General features: G+C 42.2%; 23 protein-coding genes. All 23 read right to left on the reverse strand.

All coding sequences use genetic code 11. The features are described from left to right. Positions 1–287: 287 nt before the first annotated feature. On the reverse strand, positions 288–806 hold the full coding sequence (locus RYK49_RS08495; RefSeq protein ID WP_173306647.1) for an AAA family ATPase: 519 nt from the start codon (positions 804–806) through the stop codon (positions 288–290). 149 nt (positions 807–955) lie between these two features. Further along, positions 956–1,180, reverse strand: coding sequence for a helix-turn-helix transcriptional regulator (locus RYK49_RS08500; protein WP_001041097.1), 225 nt, complete (start codon positions 1,178–1,180; stop codon positions 956–958). Between the two features lie 2 nt (positions 1,181–1,182). After that, positions 1,183–1,779 (reverse strand): DUF3796 domain-containing protein, encoded by a 597-nt coding sequence (locus tag RYK49_RS08505; protein ID WP_314865439.1) that lies wholly within the window; start codon positions 1,777–1,779, stop codon positions 1,183–1,185. A gap of 196 nt (positions 1,780–1,975) precedes the next feature. After that, positions 1,976–3,010: a SepM family pheromone-processing serine protease gene (locus tag RYK49_RS08510; RefSeq protein ID WP_314830628.1), complete on the reverse strand. Its 1,035-nt coding sequence runs from the start codon at positions 3,008–3,010 to the stop codon at positions 1,976–1,978. Between the two features lie 52 nt (positions 3,011–3,062). Beyond that, a complete protein-coding gene (locus RYK49_RS08515) occupies positions 3,063–3,953 on the reverse strand; it encodes a hypothetical protein (protein ID WP_002901876.1) in 891 nt (296 codons plus the stop codon). A gap of 48 nt (positions 3,954–4,001) precedes the next feature. Next, a complete protein-coding gene (locus RYK49_RS08520; protein WP_314830627.1) occupies positions 4,002–4,916 on the reverse strand; it encodes a hypothetical protein in 915 nt (304 codons plus the stop codon). A gap of 167 nt (positions 4,917–5,083) precedes the next feature. After that, positions 5,084–5,683 carry a glucosaminidase domain-containing protein gene (locus tag RYK49_RS08525; protein ID WP_002922913.1) on the reverse strand — a complete coding sequence of 200 codons (600 nt, stop codon included), beginning with the start codon at positions 5,681–5,683 and terminating at the stop codon, positions 5,084–5,086. Positions 5,684–5,718: 35 nt separating this feature from the next. Beyond that, positions 5,719–6,459 carry an A24 family peptidase gene (locus tag RYK49_RS08530; protein ID WP_111676809.1) on the reverse strand — a complete coding sequence of 247 codons (741 nt, stop codon included), beginning with the start codon at positions 6,457–6,459 and terminating at the stop codon, positions 5,719–5,721. Between the two features lie 68 nt (positions 6,460–6,527). Then, positions 6,528–7,592: a VanW family protein gene (locus RYK49_RS08535; RefSeq protein WP_111676811.1), complete on the reverse strand. Its 1,065-nt coding sequence runs from the start codon at positions 7,590–7,592 to the stop codon at positions 6,528–6,530. A 7-nt stretch (positions 7,593–7,599) separates the two neighbouring features. Further along, positions 7,600–8,688: a hypothetical protein gene (locus RYK49_RS08540; protein WP_111676813.1), complete on the reverse strand. Its 1,089-nt coding sequence runs from the start codon at positions 8,686–8,688 to the stop codon at positions 7,600–7,602. A 55-nt stretch (positions 8,689–8,743) separates the two neighbouring features. Continuing rightward, positions 8,744–10,480 (reverse strand): MFS transporter, encoded by a 1,737-nt coding sequence (locus tag RYK49_RS08545; protein WP_111676815.1) that lies wholly within the window; start codon positions 10,478–10,480, stop codon positions 8,744–8,746. Between the two features lie 265 nt (positions 10,481–10,745). Further along, positions 10,746–12,332 carry a hypothetical protein gene (locus RYK49_RS08550; RefSeq protein WP_111676817.1) on the reverse strand — a complete coding sequence of 529 codons (1,587 nt, stop codon included), beginning with the start codon at positions 12,330–12,332 and terminating at the stop codon, positions 10,746–10,748. Further along, positions 12,316–12,897: a PilN domain-containing protein gene (locus RYK49_RS08555; RefSeq protein ID WP_002899352.1), complete on the reverse strand. Its 582-nt coding sequence runs from the start codon at positions 12,895–12,897 to the stop codon at positions 12,316–12,318. Before RYK49_RS08555 ends, RYK49_RS08550 begins: the two co-directional genes overlap by 17 nt. Then, positions 12,897–14,309 carry a pilus assembly protein PilM gene (gene pilM, locus RYK49_RS08560; protein ID WP_111676819.1) on the reverse strand — a complete coding sequence of 471 codons (1,413 nt, stop codon included), beginning with the start codon at positions 14,307–14,309 and terminating at the stop codon, positions 12,897–12,899. The genes RYK49_RS08555 and pilM overlap by 1 nt, the downstream gene beginning before the upstream one ends. A 38-nt stretch (positions 14,310–14,347) precedes the next feature. Next, complete coding sequence (locus tag RYK49_RS08565; RefSeq protein WP_111676821.1) at positions 14,348–15,832, reverse strand: type II secretion system protein; 1,485 nt, start codon at positions 15,830–15,832, stop codon at positions 14,348–14,350. Between the two features lie 12 nt (positions 15,833–15,844). Then, positions 15,845–17,257: a VWA domain-containing protein gene (locus RYK49_RS08570; protein ID WP_111676823.1), complete on the reverse strand. Its 1,413-nt coding sequence runs from the start codon at positions 17,255–17,257 to the stop codon at positions 15,845–15,847. Positions 17,258–17,270: 13 nt separating this feature from the next. Further along, positions 17,271–17,759 (reverse strand): hypothetical protein, encoded by a 489-nt coding sequence (locus RYK49_RS08575; protein WP_314865446.1) that lies wholly within the window; start codon positions 17,757–17,759, stop codon positions 17,271–17,273. Positions 17,760–17,891: 132 nt separating this feature from the next. After that, a complete protein-coding gene (locus RYK49_RS08580) occupies positions 17,892–18,380 on the reverse strand; it encodes a prepilin-type N-terminal cleavage/methylation domain-containing protein (protein ID WP_314865448.1) in 489 nt (162 codons plus the stop codon). A 72-nt stretch (positions 18,381–18,452) separates the two neighbouring features. Beyond that, positions 18,453–18,911, reverse strand: a complete 459-nt coding sequence (locus RYK49_RS08585) for a prepilin-type N-terminal cleavage/methylation domain-containing protein (RefSeq protein ID WP_314865450.1) — start codon at positions 18,909–18,911, stop codon at positions 18,453–18,455. Between the two features lie 99 nt (positions 18,912–19,010). Beyond that, a complete protein-coding gene (locus tag RYK49_RS08590; RefSeq protein WP_314865452.1) occupies positions 19,011–19,550 on the reverse strand; it encodes a prepilin-type N-terminal cleavage/methylation domain-containing protein in 540 nt (179 codons plus the stop codon). 120 nt (positions 19,551–19,670) lie between these two features. Further along, on the reverse strand, positions 19,671–20,897 hold the full coding sequence (locus RYK49_RS08595; protein ID WP_314865454.1) for a type II secretion system F family protein: 1,227 nt from the start codon (positions 20,895–20,897) through the stop codon (positions 19,671–19,673). Positions 20,898–20,900: 3 nt separating this feature from the next. After that, the gene (locus RYK49_RS08600; RefSeq protein WP_002899359.1) at positions 20,901–21,965 is read right to left on the reverse strand and encodes a type IV pilus twitching motility protein PilT; all 1,065 of its coding nucleotides are present in this window, start codon (positions 21,963–21,965) and stop codon (positions 20,901–20,903) included. Position 21,966: 1 nt separating this feature from the next. Next, entirely contained in the window at positions 21,967–23,649 is a 1,683-nt protein-coding gene (locus tag RYK49_RS08605) for an ATPase, T2SS/T4P/T4SS family (protein WP_314865455.1), read from the reverse strand. Between the last annotated feature and the right edge of the window lie 442 nt (positions 23,650–24,091).

A 24,091-nucleotide genomic window follows, 5' to 3' on the forward strand; every position in this document is an offset into this window, starting at 1 on the left:
GATTATATATAGGACTTATCTATGAAATTTTTTGATGAAAATTACTCACAAGAAAGACCTACTCGTAGCAAATGTTTAAGAAAAAAGTATAATTTAAAGCAAACCGACTTGGACTATAAAGAAATTATTTTCTAAGATATTACCAAGTTTGTTGATGATTTGTTTTACCACTGCTTCAGCTCTATTATATTTAGAGATTTAGAAACTGTAGATAGAAGTGAAATAATTGAGATAAAGAAAAGCCTTTGAAATCAGTATTTCAAAGGCTTTTTTTCTTTTATTCGTTCTTAAACAAAAAATCGATCTTCTGTTTTTATGAGATTCACAGTTTCTCTGATATCTAACTGATCCGTATAAAGGAAATGCTCCTGAGTAATATTTTTAGCTAGAAACTCTTTTCTAGATTTGATTGATAAGTCACCCGTTCTTTCTATTTCATTTCTGGATAGGTCCCTTTCTTTAAGCTTTTCTTCTTCTGCCAGCAATACACAGTATTTTAATCTTGTTTGTCTGGCCTTTAAAAAATCTGTAATTTTTTTGATTTGTTCCTCGAATATGACATAGTCTATGATGATAGTCATGCTTCTATTAAGTAAATTGCTGGTAAGACTAATGATATTGTCCCAGAATAAATCCATGTAGTAGCCATCGTCTTCCCAAGGTGCTACTAAGCCGCTTTTAACCATTAAATAAATCATGTCGCCTTCTATCACAGCACTCTTGTCAAAAGAATAGGCTAATTCTTTACTGACACTACTTTTTCCAACACCTGGAGGACCCGAAATGATATAAACACAATTTTCCAACCTAATACCTCTATACTCTACATACTTGCTCATATTATAGCATTTTTTGGAAAAAGATAAAAACGATGATTCATATACAAATTGAATACTCTAAGCAGCAAACTGCCTAGAGTATTCTGGTTTATGTCACTAGCAGGTCTCGAAAAGAATTATGCCTCCTCTTTCTGTCTGAGTTCAAAGAGATCTTCCACTTTAAGGTTAAAAACTTGAGCAATTTTGAGAGCCATTTCCAGCGAAGGATTGTAACGGTTATTTTCCAAGTGCAGAATTGTCTCGCGTCGCATGCCGATGAGGTCGGCTAACTCCTGCTGGGTCATGCCTGTCGACTCACGAACAGATTTGAGATTAGTAATAATCTTGCTTTCTTTGGCCATGCTTATCCTCTCCGTTCCAAGATAAAATAGACAACCGCAAAGATGAAAATCAAGGCAGCTATGCTAATAAAGATCTGGCCCATGTAAAGAGTGAGAGACCCCATATACCCAATGATAACTGCTAGAATCATCAGTGCGCCTAGTATAAAAACAAACATCAAGCTAGCTGCCTTGGCTAAATTAGCATAAAAGCGTTCGTCCGGAGTTTCCTTGACATTTTTCAAACAGAAAAAACCAAATACAATCACTTCAATAACGAGGCCAATTCCCAAAATCCATTCTTTAATACCAGAACTTTCGCTTGGGTTCGCAACCCAAATTCCTACTGTATAAAAAATGCTTGCTGCCAACACAAGTATCGCGTAAAGCTTAGCAGACAAGTCAAAAATAATCTTTCCCTTACCTTTCTGACTCTTATGAGGCCGTGGTTTCTTATGTAGCCAGCCCCAAATAGCTACAATTTGACCTAACACTGAAATACCAGTAATAACTAACTTGGGTCCCCAACTAAGATTAGAACCAAATAAAACAGTAAAATCAATAAAGAGAGCTGCGGCAATCATTGCAATGAGGCCACCCGTTTTTTGACTTTTTTTCATGATAGACTCCTTTCCTTGTGTTAGAAATATTTAACACTCTTTATGTTATAAATATATCACATTTCAATTTGGAAAGCAAGAATTTATGTGCCAAGGTGGCAATTATTTGAAAAAATTCTATATTAAAAGCCCTCGCCAGATAAATAACTAGCAAGAGCTTGTGTTTCTTTTGATTATTCAAGAGTAGCAGACTCCCTTATTCCATCTCTCTGAGATAGTTCAAAGCTTCGTTGAAAGTTTTGACAGGGACGATTTTCATTTTACTCTTGATTTTGATAGAAGCACGAAGTGCCTCATGGTAGTTAGAGCGCAGCTTGGGATTGTACTGGGCAATATCGGCATCAATGGTGTCATCAGGGACAAAGAAAATCTCAGCGCCTGCCTTATCTGCAGCCATGACCTTCATCTCTATCCCGCCAATCCGGCCAACATTTCCCTTGTGGTCAATCGTTCCAGTACCAGCAATAGCTTTTCCTTTGGTAATGTCTTCAGACACGAGCTGATTGTACAGCTCTAGACTGAACATGAGTCCACCAGAAGGACCTGCTACACCGTTGCTCTTAAACTTCGTCAGAGGATTCATGGCAACACTGGCTTTAGAACCCAATGCAATCCCCAAACCAGGCTTACCAGTTGTCTCATCCACAATCACAGGACCGCTAGCCAAACCGATTACACCATTACGGCTGTACTCAATTGATACCACATCGCCGACTGGCCGCTGCTCCATCTGATCAACGATGTCGTATGGGCTAGTGTAAGTCTGATTGTCAATCTTTAAAATCACATCACCTTTCTGCAGCTCCTGAGCTAACGGCGTCTCTTGGCTGACAGCATCCACAAAAATCTCTTTATGTCTAATCTCAACAGTACGACCAGCCGCTTGATAAGCTACCTGCAAGGCATTGAGATGGGAAGACCCCATAGTGCTGTTCTCTCGCTCTTCCCGTCCCTTCTCCTTATCAAAATAGTTTTCAGGTACAGAAACATACTCTGTTTCCAGCCTGTAATTAGGCAGCAAAGTCAAAAAGAGACTGAACACCCGGGCATCGGAAACACCGACAGCCATGACATAGATTTGACCTTTTCCTTGACTAGTTCCTCCTTGAACTTGGACAAAGTCTTTGGCATTCAAAGCCGGTCTCAAGGTCTCCACTTGATAAGGCAGGGGGATAAAGCCAATCCCAGTTAGCACCAAAGCTGTTATTAAGATTCTTGTTACTGATTTCATATCCTTCCTCTTGTTTCTATAAAGTTATTGTCTGGACTTGCGACTTCCTGACTTAATCACCAAAATCCACCACCTCTGTGTCATTTTCCATCAGAGTATCGGCAAAAACTGTCCGAACAACCAGAACAAATACACAGTAAAAGCTACTGAAAACTAGGACAGGAATCATCTGAATCAGGCCGAGTAAATCATCCAGTTCCCCCAGCAAGGGACCAATATACTGCCTTATCAGATCCATCAGGAGATGAGTACCCAAGCCAATCAACCCACCAAAAGAAGCGAGAAAAAAGCTGAGCAGAACATAACGACCCCTGCGCTCCTTCATCAGTAGGACTGACTTTCTCAAACAGCCATAAAAAGAAAGCGGCTTGGCCAGATTGTCCCTGGAGCTAGTATCCTGAATGATATAAGACAGCAAAAAGAAGTGCGAATCAACCAGATAAGTGAAGAGCAGGTAAAAAACCATGAACAAGAAAGGAAAGAGAAACTGGAAAATCACAATGGCCTCTGGACTTACTGCTCTCCGATAAAAAGCAAAGAGACTAGCCACCCCAAGATTGATGCCGATTGCCGACCAACCCATGTACAAAATCAGAACCTGGACTGCACTGACAATGAAGGAATAAAAGAGGCGAGTAAGCAAGCCATCTGAGATACTGTACCAAACTGCATAGCCAAAATAGAGCTTAACCATCTGCGGATTTCGTATCACTGTCAAGGCAAATTTATTGACGTAAGCAAAACCGAAGGCAATTATAAATGCCAAACAGGTCAAGACTAAAATGGACCGGTAAGACCAACTCGAAACCAGCGGAAAAAGAAACCAGCCCAGCACTGCAAGCGGGATTCCGACCAGCAAAAGGCCTTTCAGCCAAACAAAATAATACTCTGTAACAAAAATCCAAGCTTCTCTGAAAACCCTTGTTACTTTTACATCATTCATCGTTCATTATCCTAAATCCTAAAACCCTTTCTAATTTTTTCATAAATATTAATCTCCAAAATTAACTATTTCCCGATCATAAGACATCAGGATGTCAGCCATAACCGAGCGAGCTGCCAAGGCATAAATCAGCAAAAAACCATTAATCATGCTAGCAATCATTCCCACAACATTAGACACGCCATCGCCAAAAAGTAAACTCAAAACTTCTATTAGACCCAATACTACAGGAATAAGCTTTAAGACAAGCTCTACCAGTAAGTAACGCCCCCTCTGACCATTCATACGAGAAAAAGACTTGCCCAAGCTACCAAAGGCAGACAGAGGACGCAAAAGGTTATCAGAGGAGTTGGTATCTTGAATAATATAAGGCAACAAGAAGAAGTGAGAGACTATAAAATAGCTGTAAAACAAATGGAATACCAAGTTAAACATTGGTGCTATCAAAAAAAACAGGAAGAGCATGCTAGCTATCTTCTCTTGGTTATTTGCAACCCAAATCATCCAAGTTTCCATAATCTCTTGAAAATTTGCATCTGACATCAAGACATTATAGGAGTATACTAAAAGAAGTAACATAGCCAAGAAAAAGATGAAGACATAAATAGACATAGAAAGCAAACGCCCAAAAAAGCCATCAGAAATACTGTAGCCAACAGCCCTCCAGAAGTTTCGCTGCACCATCTGCGGATTACGAACCATGGTCAAGGAAAACTTATGGATATAAGCAATCACAAAAGAACATAGAAATCCTAGCATAATTATACTTGGAAGAAATGTAGAAGTCAATGGAGAAAAAAATAGAATTAACAGCCCTAGAATAAAAAATGGCAGTTGAATGATAGCAAGCCCTGCTGTCCATACAAAAAAGTAATCAACAGTCAGTCCCCAGGCTTCCTTTAACACATCGCTTACGTCAAACTTTCTTTTCATAAAACCCCTAATTAAGTCATTTTTCGCCATAAAAGACAATGTAGATGTAGCAGAAGCAATTTTTTTATTTTTTAGTCCCGTGAAGATGATTAAGAATTTTTAGAGCCTCAGAGAGCAGCAAAAACTCCGTCAATCGCCTCACCAAAAGAAATTCTTTCTATAATAAAGCAAGCTGAGACACAATTGTCCCAGCCACCTTAACCTTTTTTCAAAAAATTTCGAATACGAATCATAATCTTGCTTGACCAAGTTTTGTCAGATGCGTATCTTACATTGATAGCAGCCATGCTCTTACCATTGTAGAACTGACCGCCAGGCTTGAGATAGTGCTCGCTGAGATAGCGGGCAACTGTATCTATACCATCGTCAAATGTTGCGAAATTTCCTGCACTGGAAAAAGGACTGGAGTCATAAGCCATGAAACCAAACAGGTTGTGCTTGGCCTGAGCAATCTGACTGCGGCCGTAATCCGATTCGTGAATAGCCAGCCCTACGAGAAAAATTGCATTAACTCCATGATCTTTCTCTGCTTTTTTGAAAGCTTTTCCCAATCCAGCCATCGGCGTGCCAGCCAAACGACTATCAATGAAATCGGCTGACACTGTGCTAGGCACTGTTACATCTTCTGAAAAGACGACTGCTCCTGTTTTCTTGGCCTGAAACTGATCTGACACCTGCACTAAAGACGGATCCAGACTGGCCTTTTCATTTGCCTCTAGGCGGCTGACAGGCAGCACACTGCCTGAAAGGACAGTAGCTGTCGCTAATGCTATGATAACTTTTTTCTTCCTAAACATTTTTTCTATCCATTTCTATTGTTGCTTTTGGTTTCCTAGATTCCTCCCCAGAAATATAGGATGACTGCCATGATGCTCATAGCAGGACCAAAAGGGACTTCTTCTTTCAACTTAAATTTGAATTTCTTAAAGATGGTTGCGATTAAGAGAATCGCTCCAGCTACAAAGAAAGAACCATATCCCAAAATCAGCGTATTCAAGGGGCTAAACCAACTGCTCAGGGCAGCCAAGTAAAGAATGTCTCCCATCCCGAAAGCTTCTTTCTTGTAATAAGCCTTGGCCCCAAAATAAATGAGAGAGTAGAGTCCAGCGCCGACTAGCAGCGAAAAGAGCAGTTCCCAATTGAATTCACTGGTAAAAAACGTAACAGCCATGCGGCCCAGCCAGAAAACCAGCAGAACCGAGTCCGAGATGTACTGAGTATCAAAATCGATATAACCGATGATGAGACAAAGCGACACCAAGAGGCAGGCTGAAACAACCATCCATGGCCCCTGATATTGAAAGATCAGATAAGAGGCCAGCCAGAGCATACCCGTCAGGAGCTCCACAATGAGATAGCGCGGTGAAATCGGCTCCTTGCAGTGATTACATTTAAAGCCCTGCATGATAATCGACACAACCGGAATCAGCTCCACCGAAGTTAAGACATGACCGCAGGACGGACACATAGATCGACCCTTGGCAATGCTCTTTTCCAGTGGCACACGGTAGATGACGACATTGAAAAAGCTCCCAAATACGACACCTAATATAAATACTAAACTTGCAATCATAATTTTTCCCTTTTTATACTCTTTGAAAATCTCAGGTGACTATGTCAAACTTCGACCTCCCTTGAGTATCACTTAGATGCCAGAATGATGGATACTTGCCCCTCCTCCAAACTTAATGAAAATACCATATCTGTTTCTGTATTATTTTGAATGGTCAATTCGGTCAAACCTTCAGCAGGCGTTCCGATGTTGAAATACTGTCCTCGATAGGAAATAACATTGGTCCGTGAAAAGGCGAGCTGCTGAATGGCATCTACAATCTGCTCAGCACCCTGACCGTAAACTTCTTTATTATCTTTACCCTTGACTAGCAGATAGCCAGACTCTGCATTCAAAGCGCCCAGCAACTCTGAGATAGACTTGGTCTCGCCAGGAGCCAAGTAAACATTCTGCAGCTTGTAAAAGGCTGTCTTCATGTTTTGAGCTTGGGCAGCGTTAGTCGGCAGTGGTACTTCCTTACGCTCTATAAAGTGCGTATATTGGCTCAGAAGCTCACTTTGATCTTCTGCTTCAACAGGCGTACTCTCAACCTTGACATCATCAAATTTACCAGTCTTGGCAATCTCCTCAGATGCTTGGATAAAAGCAGCAGGGTCAATCTTATAGCCATTAGACTTGTCTCCCACCTTTACATTAGACTCGCCGTCCATGACCAGATGATTGGTCGTTGGAAGCTGACTGAGAACATCAGGATGGGCAGCCAAGACATCATTTAAAGGTCTGAGCCAAAAAAGACGATTAGGATAGATGGAAATCTGCAGGTTTTCCTTGGTATCGAAAAACGGTGTAAACTTATCCCAGACGGTCTTAGCTGAGATATTATCCAGCCGCTTGAGCTCTTCTTCTGTGAAATAGCTCAGTCCTAAAAATCGCATATCTACAGAGAAGTGTTGCCCTGTAGACAGCTGAAATGTAGCCTTATAGGGCAGTTCTCTGTAAACTTCAATCTCAGCTTCGCTCCGAGAGCGTACCTTCATAGAGGGACGGCCATTGATACTCAGGTCAATCGTTGGATTAAAGACAAAAATGACATAAAATAAACTACCCAGCAGAAAGGCAGCAAGTGTCGCTGCTGGAAGTAGTTTTTGATATTTTGATGAAACCTTTCTTTTTCTTCTTGACATGAATCTCATCCCAACCTTATACTACGCATTCAGCTAAGCGGATAAGGAATTTACGGTCGATACGGCGAAGAAAATCAATGATGTCATCTGAAACAGTATCTCCGGCATTCAGGATAACTCCTCCATCTGCATTAACAAGATCTTTTTGCAGTGTTTTGCCTACCAAAAGACGTTTTTGCCGATCGATAAAGTCGTTAACAGCTTTCTTTGCTCCTGATTCTTCTTCAGCAACTGGAGCTGTGCTGATAGTTGTTTCTACTTCCTCAGCAGGGGCTGCCAATACTTCTTCCAAAGCAGCATCCAGACTCAGCGCTGCATCTGTTTCTTCAACTTCTTCTTCAGCTGGAGCTGTTGTTTCTTGTACCAAGTCTTGAACTTCTGGTTCTTCTGCTGTCTCTACGACTGCTTCAGAAAACTCCAACTCAGGAGCAGCAGCTCCTAGACCTACAGCAACCAAGGCCTCTGTCAAATCTGTCGCAGCTTCTTCTTTTACATCTACTTTTTCATCTACAACTGGCTCGAATACAGGTGCTTCAGCAACTACTTCCTCAATTTTTTCGGCAGGTTTTGCAGCTTCAGTCTCATGGAGCAGATCTGCTGCAGCCAGACGGCCCATTTCTACATCTGCTTCAAGATGAGGAGCTGTCTTTTTTTCATCATTGAGGATGATGTACTCTTTACCAATCATCAAGATGCGTGATTTAGGAATCTGAATTTCCTCGCTGGCATCTTCAGAATTAACCACCAAGTAACCAATTTCATTCTTTTCGTCAATATGATAGTCAACAACAGTTCCCACCTTGTTTCCATCAATTGTGATGACGATTTCGTCAAAGACGCTACCCTGCTTGTCGTTTAAGACCTTCAGATCTGCCTCTTCCAGTTCCTGAAAGACTGAGCTGTTCTCTACCATGACCGCAAAGTCACCGATGCCTTGGATGTTCTTGCTAGACAGCAAGGCAAAAGGCTGTTCAGACTGCTTTGACTTAATGACAAAAGTCAGATTGACCCCCTCGTCAACAAAGACTTCATGGACTTCACCCAGTCCCATCCCTTTTTCAATCTCAATGACAACGGTCCCTGTGATTGTTTTACAACTTTTCATAATTTCCCCTAAAACCCTTCTAATTGATTACAATCAATTGTATGTTTATATAGTATTAATTTTTCACGATTTTGTCCAACATGTTGAACGCTTCTTGACGAAGATTTTGATCTGAGCTGCCTTGGACAATTTCTTTCAGATAACTCTCAGCTTCTTGAACTGCATTAGAAGCCAATAATTCCTGACTTTCCAGTAGAAGGAATTGGAAATAGACTTCTTTATCTCCCGCAGTTGCTGCAGCTGGTCTTGCTTCTGCTGCTTCCTCAGCCTTGAGGATGTCAGTGATTTTCTGAAGCAAATCTTCTTCTGTCTCATCTGTAGCCGGAACGACCGGAGCTGCTTTGATTTGTGCTTCCTCAGCTTTGAGGATGTCAGCAATTCCCTTGAGCAGGTCTTCTTCTGTCTCATCTGCAATTGCTTCTTGAACAGGCTCAGCCTGTGTCCAAAGAGCGTCTTCAGAAACTGATTGAACAACTGTTGGTTCAGCAGCTGCTTCAAACTCAAACGTTTCTGCTGCAGGTGCGAAGTTACTTTCTTCCTCCCAAGTCTCTGCCACTTCAGCAGTCAAATCTTCCTCTTCAGATCCCAGCAAATCATGCTGAATCTGACTGAGAATATCTTGATAACCCTGAATATCAGCACGATCACGGCTAACCATAGACTCTTCAGAAGCAGAAAACTCTGGCTCTGCAGCTGCTTGACTGAAGGCGGAATCCATCTTAGCTTGTGGCTCAACATCCGACTCAGCAAAGAAGAGAGATTCTAAGCTGTTTGCTGCTCTCGACTCTTCTGCTCTAACTGGCTTGATATCTCCCGTAGCAGCAAAAACATCTTCCAGGCTGTTGCCTACTTCTTCTGCCACTGGCTGCTGAGCTTGTTCTTGCTCAGTGAAGAATTCTTCCTCATCTTGAGAAACAACACCTGTCACCTCAACCGCCTGCGGTCTGAAGTTGCCATAGCTAGACTCAGTATAGGACATCGGTCTAATCTTAGACAGAACAGCTGTCTCAAAGGCTGGATCATCTATATCTGTATAGCCTTGATTGCCGGCTGCATTTGCTTCCGTAGGCTGAATCAGAGAGTTGGCCACCTTAATCTTAGTAGAGCCCTTGCGATGATGAAGCAGAGACTGCAAAAATTCATCATTGGCCTTTTGTGATCTGTGGTCCATACCCACCATACCGACCTCAGCTGCCGCTAGCTGACTGTTTGGCTCATATTCTCCAAAGGCAGGAGCTGTAGCCAAGTTATCAACAGGGTAGAGAGGTTTTACTTTCTCAAATCTTGTCATATCTTTTTTGATAGAACGGTCTGCTAGAGTGCGACCAGAAGCAGATACTCTCTGCCTTGCCGGACTTTCCTCAGCCTGAACCCTTTCTTTACTTTCCTTTCTCATCCTACCGGTTGAAGCATTGGAAAAGTTCAAATCTCTAGCAGATGACAAGCCTGCGCTCGTCGCTTCCACTTTCTTGCGTGTGCTCTTGGCGTGCTTCTGGCTTCTGCTTCGCGCAGAAGCAGTTGCTCTCTTCTTGACTGGAGCTAGCTCCTGTGAAAAGAGCAGCACCATATAGACAGCCAAGGCCAAGGCACAGAGTCCAACAAAGGCTATGCCGGGAACTTGTTGAAAGAGGAATGGAGCACCAATCGCAAATAGCATGACCCATACTACGAGAAAAAGGCGCTTTATTAAAGAAATCCTAGAAACAAATAAAATGCTAATCGTATGCAGCGCTATAAGCCCTGCTCCAAAAGGTAAAAAATATGCCATTTGAGTATTTTCGACACCCCCCACTTTCTAAATGATATTAAACTTTTTCAATGCAAAACCAGTCTTGATTTTGTTTTTCCATAAACTCCATTAAAACCCAAAATAGACTCGGGCGTCTATTCTGAGTTTGCTTGTATTATACTTCAAATATCTCTATGTTTTAGTTTACTATAAATGCACCGTGAATACTAGTCTAATAACTTGGTTTTTAGCATTTTTTTAAGAAAAAATTTAGTCATGCTCTTGAAATTTTAAATCATAGACTGATTTGGTATTTTTTCAAAGTGTTTTAGCTAACTACCAAGTTATTCACAGATAGGTTATCCAGCTTCATAGTTGTTTCAGGGCTTTCTCCGCTCGGAGTTTCAAAGTAGTAACCCACAATAGTCATTGGATAGCTGAATCCTGGAATGTTTTCAGGATCGAAGCTGACTTCGCGCCAGCCAGTCCAGCTGTTTGGACGAATGACATGAAGGTAAATTTTCTGCCCGCTGGCATTCTTGACAATCAAGCCAATCTTGCCCTGCCATTGATTAGACAGAGATAGAGAGAAGCTGATAGCATCAGGCTTATTGTTCAAGGATACATACGGTGCTGCAAATTCCATTTCATACATAGTAGAAGACTTGGTTGCTGGAATCTTAACCACATTGGAACCTGAACCCTCAAGAAAGTCCGTATTGTCAACTGTCACATCATATTGATTGCTGCCGCCTGACTGAATCAGCTTCAGTGGTGATTCAAAGCGGTAGATAGTTGATGAATTGTAATAAGCTGACAGACCATCGTTCCGACTAGACTGAGTGCTAAGCTGCTCCAGATAAGACGGAGCTAGATTGGTACTGCTGTTAGCATTCGCGCTGCTAGTTGTATTGGTTGTTGCGGCCCCCAAACTGCCCTTATTGCCGGTTGCATCTGTGCCGCCACCAGCTGTTGTTACAGATATAGAGCCTGCCTGCCAAGTCGGAATCGCAAATGGAGACTCCCAGTTAGCAAACTGAATAGGCGTCTTATCGACATTACTCTCCAGAGTCACATAGCGCTCGACGTCTTTAACTTGATAGAAACGCAGCTTGATTTTACCACTGGTTAGATCAGGGTTTTTGTTTTCCTCTGTGCTAGATAGACTTTTCTTTCCGCCCAATTCCAGTTCGCTGGAAACGATTTTTTGTTGATTGCCATCAATCAATTCCAACAATTTCAGAACCTGTGTATAAGTTCCTTCGAACTCAATATCCGCTGTCATCTGAGTGATGTTGGTATTATTGGTCGTTCCGTTCCCTGGTGTCGCTGTATTAGCTGCAGTTGTTGTTGCAGTATTCGCATCTGATGAAGAGCTGCTGCTAGATGAAGATGAGGACGATGTACCAGACGAGCTAGAAGTCGCACTGGATGAAGAAGACGTCTCACTTGAGCTTGAACTGCTAGTCGTACCAGAAGAATTGGAGTTTTGCCCCTTGGACGAAGTCGCAGCCAATCCCTCCTGCTGGAGTTCCAACTCTGTGCTCTCAGTGTAGTTGACAGACTTGAATTTAATACCGCTTTCGTTGACCAACTTATCAATCAAGAAAATGAACTCCCCTTGATTGGTCGTACCATAGTATTTCTTAGCCTGATCCAGAGTCTTAGCATTCAAAGTTTGGAGCTGTTTGGTAAGAGACTTTCTCTGACTAATCTTGGCATTCTTGCCTTCCAACTCTGTCGAGATAGTTGCATGCTCTTCAGCTAACTGCGCCATCCGTGTATAAGAATTTGTTACCAGATACCCTCCACCAGCAAGGACCGCTACTCCTCCGACACAGGCCAACAATTTCTTGTCACGCTCATTTAAATTACTCAGGATTTTTTTCTTTTCTTTCTCATTTTTGCTCTTCATTGAAATCTACATCCTTCGTCAAAATTTTAATGTTAAACTTGTACACTGTATTGTTATCCTTTTCCTCGCGAGTAATGTTGTCCACAAAAATATGGTTAAACTTCTCAGACTTACGAAGCTCTTCCTCAAACTTAGCGATAGAAAGATGCTCTTGAGACGAACCATTGATTTCTACATTGTCGTTATTAATCTTGATATCGTCAAAGACCAGGTTCCGTGTCACGTTTTTATTAAGGAAGTCCATAAAGGCTTTGTTTACTCGATGCAGGCGGCGGAAGTCACCTTCCAGGCTGGTAAAGAGAAGTTCGTCATTCTTGACCGTAACAATCTTATCTTCAGTCTCAGAGACTGCCTTCAGCTCTTGAGCCATCTCTGGACTCTTGAGTGTCTGCTCCGCTCGGTCAATCTCGCCTTGGAGGTGCATAGCGCTAAACTGGAAGAAGCCAATCAGCACAATCATAATCGCTGCAATTCCAGCAAAAGCGGAAATAGCAGCAAGTTTTAGTGGACTGGTTTTAGCCGGTGCCACATGATATTTTGAAAAGTAGTTTAAATCTCTCCGCATTAGTTTGCTCTCCTAATCAACATGGCTGTAGCCGGAATGAACTCCGCATTAAACTCGGCAGAACCTTCCCACAGTACATTCTCATAATCTACGTTATCAATTGAGATGAATTCCCGATTCATGCTCTGCTTCAGAATAGCTGCCAACTGCCAACAGATATCTTGGTCACCAAAGACGTAGAAACTGTCAATGTTGAGACCGGTTGATCCGCTAAAGAAGTTTTCAGTATTGAGAATGTGGTTCTTAGCATCAGCCACCCACTCATCCAAGGCCCTCTTCAAGAGACCTGTATCCAGATCATCTGAAGCCACTGCTGGAAGCTTCTGCAGTAGACTAGCGTCGTCTGCATAGCTCAGGATGTCCTTGTAGCCACGGTTGAGATAGTTGCTGGTCACAAACTTGCCTTCTGAGTAGAGATAAACACCGATGAAGCTCTTGCTCAGATGTACCATGCCGACATTTTCCTTGGTCAGCTTCTTGGCGCGATTGTTAATCGCTTGTACGCGTTCCAGCCATTTTTCAAAGGTATTAGACTGAAGGTCAAAGACATAAGGTGTCAGCTTCAAATTCTCAGCCAAGCCTAGATATTGCTCTACCACGCCTTTTGGCACAGCATAGACCATGAGTGAGCGAGTATCTTCATCAAGCGGAAAAGCTGAATTAGACTCCTGCTCTTGAAATTGAATAACATAAGAAGTCGGATCGATATCCAGATATTGCTGGAGCTCGTAAGATACCAAGCCCTCAATATCCTCATCATTCTGCACACTAGCGGCTACATCAACCGAACGGGCGATGATATTGGTATTGCCAAGTGCAAAGAATGCATACTTAGCAGTGATTGCATGCTGCTCCATCAGGTCACTGATAATGTTTTTGAGAGTAATTGGGTCGATAATCTCACTATTCAGTACAACACCTTCTGGCAGATTGGCAGATGCCATCTTGATAATCTCCAGCTCATTGCGCTTCTGTCTAGCAACAACCAGATAGACTGATTCGTCAGTGAAGTCAATAGCCATCAGATTGCCCTTAATTGGTTTACCAAACATAGTGTAAGGTGCATGCATTCTAGTGACCGGTTGGCTCGCCGCACCACTGCCTTTCTTAGCAAAGAGCGAACGATTTCCAGACTTAGCAGGCATATCATCACTGCCACTATTCTTAGAAAAGAGCGGCTTGTTGAGCTTGGTTAAGAAGCTCCCTTTTGCCGTTGACTTTTCCTCATCGTCAAAGTCTTCTTGACGATCTGACTTGATTTGAACTCCTTGAATAGATAAGTGTTCTTTATGTTTCCCTTTTGATGAGAAGAGCGGTTTATTTAATTTTCCTAAAAATGAGCCTTTTTTCTCATTGTCTTCTTCGTCCAGAGCTCTTCTGCGCCCCTTGGACGAAAACATATTTTTTGCCATAATCTCCTAATCTCCCATATTTTTCTAAAACTTTTTCTTTATTCACTTGCCTTGTATTTCTCACTAAAATATTTAGCAAGTTTTTGTATATCACCGTCGTTTAACGCTGTTTTATAAATCGCGAACTCATTTATATAGGTGTTTCCACCAAATACAATTTGACCTGTTTCAACATTATGACGAACACCATTTTGATTCAAAAATAGTTGCTGTGTATGACTCAATGCTCCGTTGACAAAAATTTCAAGTGTTAGAATATCATTTTTAGTAGAACTACGAACCTGAATAGAATTATCTTTTGTAAAATCTAGTTTAGCATTTGCATACTGCTGACCACCATTATTAGCTGCAGTATTATCTACTGTTTTTATTGCAATTTTACCGCTATCTTCCAAGTTAATTGCCCAACTTAAAGTATTATCCAACTTATAAGTTAACAACGAGCCTATTTGCGTTCTATTCCCAATTAAGATTGATGTCGTATTTGAGTTCCCATTTCTAAAATCTCGTTTTTCAAAAGTCAACGAATACTTATCGCGAGGTGCTATAAACTGTCTTGATTGACGAATCACATCTTCATAATAATTAAGAACAGGCACATTAGAAATCTTAAGTGAATCCAAAGACTTATCATGAGCATAGTCACGTACGTCCGTATTGGTGTAAATTTGAGCATCACTCGGTAGCATTGAAAATGTGCTATTTTTTTTCAGAAGCGCTAAATCGGCGTCCGTATGTATATCTAAATTATTTGTTACAGGCAGTCCCATAACCCAAATACGCTCAGCTTCTTGGTAGTTACCGACACGACCGTAGGAGTTAATAACCCGTGCCGCAAAGGTTAGATAGCGTCCTCGCATGTTATCAGTAATGTAAACTCCATTTCCTTTCTTAGAAAGTTGTCGAAAGTCAGTAGGCATTTCAGGAAGAACGGTCGCGGAACCGATTGTATCACCAACTTGACCAATTGTCCCAACTGGTACAATGCCAGGAAGACCATTCCCAATGCTACGATCACTAAGAAACCATCCAGACTCTGTATAAATCCTCGCTTTGCTTCCTTGCTGACTATCAGCAAGTCCAACGGAGCCAGGTTTAGTAGTTTCCCCAATATAATAAAATCTTTTAGAATCTGGAACTTTTACATCTAAATCTTCTGGAATTTGAAGAACACTCTCTTTTGCATTTGCTGCAAAAAGATGTATATTTTTAGTTTGGTTATTTTTATTATAAGAAAGAGTCTGACCTGTCACTTTTATATTCTGCAAAGAGCCATTTCCAATCCGGTAGGAGAAAGTTTCCACCTCTGTCCCCTTGCCGCTATTCTTCTTAATTTCTGACAAGCGAGTTTCAAAGTCCTGTTGGATATCAAAGTTGATAGTATTTTGCTTGCGTTGCCCCAGAATATTGTGATAACTGCCGGCAAAGAATGTCAAAAGTCCCGCAGCAATGACACCTATTAGAATAAGAGAAATTAATACTTCAACTAACGTTATACCCTTACGTTTCTGTAATCTTTTCATCTCTTCTCCTTTCTATGGACCAGAAACAAACCAAAGATCTTGCTGAATCTGTTTTTTAATATCTGAAAAAGTCTTTTTTAACTCTTCAGCATCAGTAGCCGACACATATTGCGCGTCCACAACACCTTCGCGAATAGCTTCTGTTAGAGCTTCACCATATGCAACCTCTTGCTTTACTCCAGAAAACCCTATAAGATTAACTCGCCTTATGTCTTTGCCAAACTTTTTAGATACTTCCCCAGCGTAGCCGATTGTCTTAGCTCGAAAAGCACTGTCAGAGGAGTCTTGATCATAAGCTAGTCTAGAAAATTGTTCACTGTACTTAGCACCGTCTAAATAACCAACTTGGAAATTATCCACTTTCGTGGACAAATTATATATTGGATTTTGGTAATCTACTATATCTCCTCCTCGAATCCATACTTTATTTCCAGGATAATTAGCACTAGGGTCTACTATATAAGCATTGGGGATACCATCTGTCAGTAAAACGACATACTTAAGTTGGACATGCTGTTGCTGCAAACTAACCATTCCATAACGGAGACCATCACCAGGGTTAGTAACTCCTCGGGTCGGTAAACTGTTAATACTTTTCTCTATTTGTTCTGTTCCTTTATCTAGTTGAGAAAAATCTTTTTGAACATAAAAACCATAATGTGAAAAACCTGATAAGTTAACACTAACATTGCCTATTTCTTTCAGTTCTTTCACCATTTCGATTGCTTTCTCTCGCAAAATGCTAATTCGTCGATCCTTTACTACATTCGTTTTTCTACCTTTCATATCTCTTTCCATCGAGCCAGAACTATCAAAAACAAAAGAAATAGCAACATTCACCTGTCCTTCAATCGGATCGTTTCTATAAGCCAGAGCGATGCCCTTTTTCCCTTTACCGACTTTTGAAAAGACCTGCTTACTGTTGAGGGCTGACATGGCTGTATCTATCGAAAACTTATTATTAGAATCTGGATATTTCCCAGTCAGATTGTAATTAATTAGACGGTTATCTTGATAGGCACCGTCAGTTTTAAATTCTAAGTCCAGCTTCATATTATAAAGGGATTTTGTTCCTAATTCACTGACATTCCAATCTTGTTTCGTCTTATCCCAAACATAGTTAAGAACCTTTTTCCCGTCAGCTGACAGACCGATATAGCTCCACTCCTTAGTCAAGCCCTCCTTGCTACCCTTGTACTTGCTATCATCCAAGATAAAGACTGAGGTTGCCTTGCCAATGGTACGGTCAACATGCTGCATAGACGTTCGCATTTCCGCTTGAATGCTTGCTTCACGCTCAATGAGCTCCCGACCAGAAAACATAGTGTTAAATATAACTCCGATGATGAGCGCTATCATACTCATGAGCATAATAGCCATAATCATCTCCACTAGGGTAAAACCTTTTTGTATTTGTTTCATCATTCCTACCTATTTTTTATTTCTTAGACGAAATCAAGTGGCCTTCTTCTGAACGGATACCACTGCTTGCCCAATTAAATTTAACGATATGTTCATAATAGTCCTCACTATTGGGGAGCTTAGACCTTGACTTAATCGTAATGTAGTAATTTTCTGGTCCACTAGTAGCTCCTACAAAAGCTCCAGTCATCTCGATTTCTGCCTCACCACCATCTTTGAACTTATGTTTTGATCTAATCGGACCTGCTGAGTTCGGCTGCCCCTCTGCTCTCTTCTTGAATTCAGCTTTCAAAGGAGAAGCATCTTCATCCTCAAAATAAGCTCCTAAAGCCAACTGCGTACCAGAAGTCGCTGTGTACTTAGCTTTTAGATAGCTATACATGCGCTGAGTCTGGGTTTGCCCAGTATCGACAATGGAAGCTAGAATCCCAATCATAGCTACCAGCAGAACAATGGTTACAATGACCATAGGCAAGGTTGATCCCTGTCTTTTTTTCCCTTTCATTTTATTACTCTCCTAATACTTCTACTTTTGATATTGCCAAAATAGTTGTCACAGTCTGACAACTACTTTGGTAATATCCGACTGCTAAAGCAGTCGGAGTAGAGAAATCTCTATATTTAGATGATTTGATAATTATGGATTAGCACCACCAGCATTGTTGTTTGCTGCAGCTGTGGTATTAACACCATTAGATGACCAGTCGTACTTCCATACTTTATCTTTTGAAGCATCTTTAGCGCCTGATGGTCTAAAGGTAGAAGTCAAAACTGTACCACTGATTACATGAGCAGTTGTTTCGCCATTCTTAGCCAAAGCTTCTTTAAGATCAGCAGAACCTTTGGCATTTTTAGAAATGTAAGGTGCCAAATCCTGAAGAGTTGGTGGAGTTGGATTTGATGGATCATCTTGCGCTCCAATATAAGACTGGATTGCTGATACCAACTCACGGTGTTCAGACTGAATACGTGAACGACGTGCATTATCTTGGAATGAAGTAATAGCTGGGATCGCTACAGCTGCGATGATAGCGATAATGATGATTACCACGATCAACTCAACCAAGGTGAAACCTTTACCTTTTTTCTTCAGATCCTGACGGAATTTTTGCAATTTGTTTAACATTTAAATAATCTCCTATTTTCTTTTTATCTTTATTTTTAGCTGAATGTCAGCTTATTTTTAAATTTAATTGGGCTAGTTGGTATGTGAACCACTATATCTCCAATCGTAAAGCCAAGTTTTATCCTTGGTTTTATCAGTTCCCGCTCCTGAGGGATGGAAGGTCGAAACCAAAGTTGTTCCATCAATTTTATGAGCTGGCTCCTTATCATTCTTAGCAAGGGCATCCATAATCTTAGCTGAATCTCCCTTGGAATTTTTAGAAATATAGGGTGCCAGTTGCTCCATTGTAATTGACTTTACAGTTTCTGGGTCATCCTGTGATCCGATATAAGACTGAATAGCAGTTGCCAACTCACGGTGTTCTGACTGGATACGACTCTTACGAGCGTTATCTTGGAAGGAAGTGAGGGCTGGAACCGCTACAGCTGTAATGATGGCAATAATGATAATGACCACAATCAACTCAACCAAGGTAAAACCTTTGCTTTTTCTCTTTAAATTACGACGAAATTTTTGCAATTTGTTTCGCACTAACTTCTCCTAATTCTTTTTCACAATGGCTGCTGAGCAGCCTTTTAATATCTCTCAAATGTAGGGTTTTAATTCATCATTTTATAGATGATTTGATGATTATGGATTAGCGCCACCAGCATTATTGTTTGCTGTAGCTGTGGTATTAACACCATTAGATGACCAGTCGTATTCCCACTTTTTAACTCCGCCATCAGTTGCGGTTTTACCAGACGGAATAAAGGTTGAAGTCAGCTTAGTACCAGAAATAGTATGAGCTGAATCCTTACCATTCTTAGCCAAAGCTTCTTTAAGATCAGCAGAACCTTTGGCATTTTTAGAAATGTAAGGTGCCAAATCCTGAAGAGTTGGTGGAGTTGGATTTGATGGATCATCTTGCGCTCCAATATAAGACTGGATTGCTGATACCAACTCACGGTGTTCAGACTGAATACGTGAACGACGTGCATTATCTTGGAATGAAGTAATAGCTGGGATCGCTACAGCTGCGATGATAGCGATAATGATGATTACCACGATCAACTCAACCAAGGTAAAACCTTTACCTTTTTTCTTCAAGTCCTGACGGAATTTTTGCAATTTGTTTAACATTTTGAATAGATCTCCTGTTTTTTCATAATTTTTACTATTTTCGCCCACAGGGGCATTTGTTTTGTTCCTAGCTGGGAGACCCTACAAACTCCCAACATCAGAACGGTTTTCCTAACTTTTTGCAAGGATAGCGCCCTGCTATCTCCTAAACTTTTCTGGGGTGCCGTCCTACTGGTCAACTCCAGAACCTGCATCCACAGCGTGAGCCAGCTCAAACATTGGCAACATGACAGAGGCAACGATACCTCCGATGATAACCCCCATGACGATGATCATGGCTGGCTCCAAGAGTGAGAGCAGCTGCTTGATCGCTGTTTCAAGCTCTTCTTCATAATAATCTGATGTCTTGACCAGCATGGACTCCAGAGACCCGGACTCCTCACCGATCTTGACCATCGAGAGCATCATAGGCGGGAAGAGACCGGTTGAGGTAATCATCCCTGTCAGACGTTCTCCTTTTTGCAGACCTTCATTAGCGATCTTCATCTTTTCAATGACGACAGCGTTGTTGGTCGTTGCAGCAGCAGACTCAATAGCCTCGACCAGAGGGATACCCGCACTGGTCAGGATGGCTAAGGTGCTGGCAAAGCGAGCGGTGACAATCTTCTGCATTGGCCCCTTGATGACCGGCAGATTAAGCTTGAGGCGGTCCAGTTGGTAGCGTCCTGCTTCTGTGCTGCGATAGCGCAGGAAGAGGAAGACCAGAATCCCTGTCACACCGAAGAGGATGTACCATGAAGAGCGGACAAAGTTACTAGCTGCTAGGACGATACGCGTTGGCAGTGGCATGGCCATCCCACTCTGCTCAAAGATTCCTGAAAAGCTTGGGATAACGACATAGAGCAAGGCCAGGACTGCCGCCACAGCCAGAAAGGCCAGAACTGCAGGATAGATCATAGCTCCACGAATCTGGCGGCTGGTCTTGAGCTCTTTATTATAGTGCTCAGACATCTTTTCCAGCACCTCGTCCAGCTTACCAGTCTTTTCACCAGCCTGTACCATACGGATCAGGAGATCGGGAAACATCCCTTCCTGATCCAGCATGGCCTTGGACAGCTGACTACCTTCTTTTAGGCTCTTGCTGACGATTTTAAGACTAGACTTGAGATTCTTTGAAGTAGCCTGTTGCTCTAGGATGTCCACTGCATTATTGAGGGGAATCCCTGACTCCAACATAACTGACATCTGCTTACAGAAGAGCGATATGTCCTTGAGCTTAATCTTCTTACTTTGGAAAAGGACAATCTCCTTAGAGCCCATGACCTTTTCTTCGACACTGATTGGCTTCCCTTTGAGACGGATCCGATTGACGGCGTCCGTCCGGTTAGGCGCATCCACCTCTAGTGTGACGATCCCTTGCCGAGTGTCTAAGTATTTACAAACATATACTGTCATGCTCTAGTACCCCACTATTCCTAGGGATTTTTCAACTTGAGCGCGGTCCACTGAGTAAGACAGCAGCGTTCTCTGATCGATGACATTGCGACGATAGAGTCCCATGAGCGAAGTGTCCATGGTAATCATGCCTAGCTGAGCCCCTGTTTGGATTGGCGTCAGCAACTGGTGGGTCTTCCCTTCGCGAATGAGGTTTCGAATAGCGGGTGTTCCCAGCATGATTTCAAAAGCAGCCACACGACCTTTACCGGTCGCTGTACGCATGAGCTGCTGCGATACAACGCCTTCCATAACGGCTGAAAGCTGTACACGGATTTGCTCCTGCTGCTCGGCTGGAAATACGTCGATAATCCGGTCCATGGTGTTTACAGCACCGACCGTGTGGAGAGTTGACAGGACTAAGTGACCTGTTTCCGCCGCACGCAGAGCGATTTCAATCGTTTCCTTATCCCGCATCTCACCGACTAGGATGACATCCGGGTCCTGACGAAGGGCGCCGCGGAGGGCATTGCCGAAGCTTTGCGTATCCGCTCCCAGCTCACGTTGGTTGACCAAGCACTTATTATGCGTGTGCATGTACTCGATCGGATCTTCAATCGTGATGATGTGCTCGTCCCGCAAGCTGTTCATGTAGTTGATCATGGTTGCCAGGGTCGTTGACTTTCCGCTTCCTGTTGGTCCGGTAACCAATATCAGACCCCGACGTTTCTCAGCTAGCTTTTTGATAACTGGTGGCAATCCCAGAGATTCCATAGATGGAATATCCTTGGGAATGACCCGCAAGGCAATCCCGCAGTTGTTTTTCTGCTTAAAGATATTGACCCGCAAGCGATAGCCATTGTCGACCTCGTAGGCACAGTCCACTTCACCGACTTCTAAAAGATGAGCAATCTGCTTCTCATTTAAAATATGCTTGGTGAAGCGAACCGTGTCTTCGTTGGTCAAAATTGTATTGTTGAGTTGTGTTAACCTCCCGTGCAGACGCATGGTTGGCTCAGCGCCAACCGTGAAGTGGATATCTGATGCACCCGCTTCAATCGCCTGCTTAATTAACTCATCCAAATTCATCCTAAACTTCCCCTTCTAGACTGAAGGCAATCTTCATTGCTTCTTCAATCGTTGTAGTCCCCTGTTTTGCGATATCAATGGCCTCCTCCGCCAAGTCTCGCATACCATTTTTCTTAGCTTCTGCTCGAAGCTGTGACGTTGTTCCACCATCATTAATTAGTGACTTAATCTCCCGTGTCACCGCCATGATTTCGTGGATGGCAATACGTCCATAGTATCCCGTACCGCTGCAGTAGTTGCAGCCGCGTCCGCGATACAAGGTGTCTCCCTTGTGAATACCGATACCTGCATGTTCATTTGTTTCTACAGTGTACTCAGTCTTACACTTAGGACAGATACGCTTAATCAAGCGCTGTGCGATAATACCGACAGTCGCCGTTGAGACCAGATAAGGCTTGATGCCCATATCGACCAAACGGTTGACTGTACTAGCTGTGTCATTGGTGTGGATAGTCGAGAGAACGACGTGACCAGTGATAGCGGCACGAACCGCGATACTAGCTGTCTCTTCGTCCCGAATTTCCCCCAAGAGAACGATGTCCGGGTCCTGACGCAGGATACTTCTCAAACCACTCGCAAAGGTCAGTCCAGCTTTGTTATTTACCTGAACTTGGTTGACCCCTTCCAATCGGTACTCAACCGGATCTTCAACGGTGATGATATTTTTTCCTACATCATTGAGCTCACGGAGCGCTGTGTAGAGAGTGGTTGTCTTTCCGCTTCCCGTAGGACCAGTCAGCAAGATAATGCCTTCTGGCGCCTTAAGAATATCTTCAAAGAGCTTCTGGTTGGTTGGCGAGAATCCCAGCTCCTCTTTACTAAGGAGAGTTGCATTCCGGCTCAAAATCCGAATAACGATTTTTTCACCGAATACAGTAGGCAAGACTGAAACCCGCATATCGACTTCTTTGCCGTCGATGGTTGTCTCAATCCGTCCATCCTGAGGAATCCGCCGCTCGGCGATGTCCAGACCACTCATGATCTTAATCCGTGTCGCAATGGCTGAGTGAGCATTGGCTTTCAACTGCATATTTTCCACCAAGGTCCCGTCAACCCGGAAACGAACACGAACAACTTTTTCAAAGGGCTCAATATGGATATCGCTGGTCCGCGTCTTGATTGCCTGACTGATAATCGAGTCAATCAAACGTACAACCGGAGCGTTTTTAATTTCGAGATCTTCTTCGATGATCTCTTCGTCCACATTAAAACCTTCGATTTCGGTCGCTGCCTGTTGGGCTTCTTCTCCTTTAGAATAGTATTGATCAATATACTTCTCAATATCATCCCGAAAAGTTACATAAGGTTCTACCGCCATCTTAGAAACGATTTTAACGTCGTCTAGGGCGATATAGTTGCTTGGGTCTGCCATCGCAACTACTAACTTGGGTTCTTCTCCCTCTTCCCCATCTGTGAAAGAGATCGGAATCAATCCATGACGTTTAGCAACTTTTTCTGAAACCTTCTCGACAGCTTCCTTTTCTATCACAAACTGTGATAGATTGACATGAGGTACACGGTAATAGTAACTCATGACTTTCAGCATATCTTCTTCTGTCACATAGCCCTTGCTGATTAGATATCTCTCTAACTGCATGTTTGATTGTGGCATATCTTGAAGAATTTCTTCTTTTTGAGCTGCCGTTATCAGATTGAATTGAACCAATATAGCGATTAGTTCCATTTGTTTCTCCTGTCTGTGATTTTTTTGTAAAAATCCTTCAATTCTTTCTATGCGTTAATAGATAACAGCTTTCTTAAAAAAATCTCCCTCGCTTAAAGTTTCCTTTAAGGTTTCTTTAAGCTTTTTAAGTTAGGCTAGTACATGGAAAATTTACCAATAGAACCAAACTTGATGTTTTAAGTTAGATGCTTTGAGCAGTATCTCCATTTGATAAACCTAGCAAACAGTCCTTAAGTCAATCCTAGGATTGATAAGGGACGTTTTAGTTTTGTCAAAAGGGGCGCAAAAAAGCAGATGCCAAAAACATTTGTTCTTGCGTTCTTAAATACTATACAAAGCAAGTTCTCTTGCAAAATTTCTCATGCTTTTAGATGCAGGTTAAACCGTGTGTGTGTGAAGTTGGTTTAACCCGAATCATCAAGCAGCCAGTGCCATAAGATAA

Source organism: uncultured Streptococcus sp. (genome assembly GCF_963525625.1).
Lineage (GTDB): Bacteria > Bacillota > Bacilli > Lactobacillales > Streptococcaceae > Streptococcus.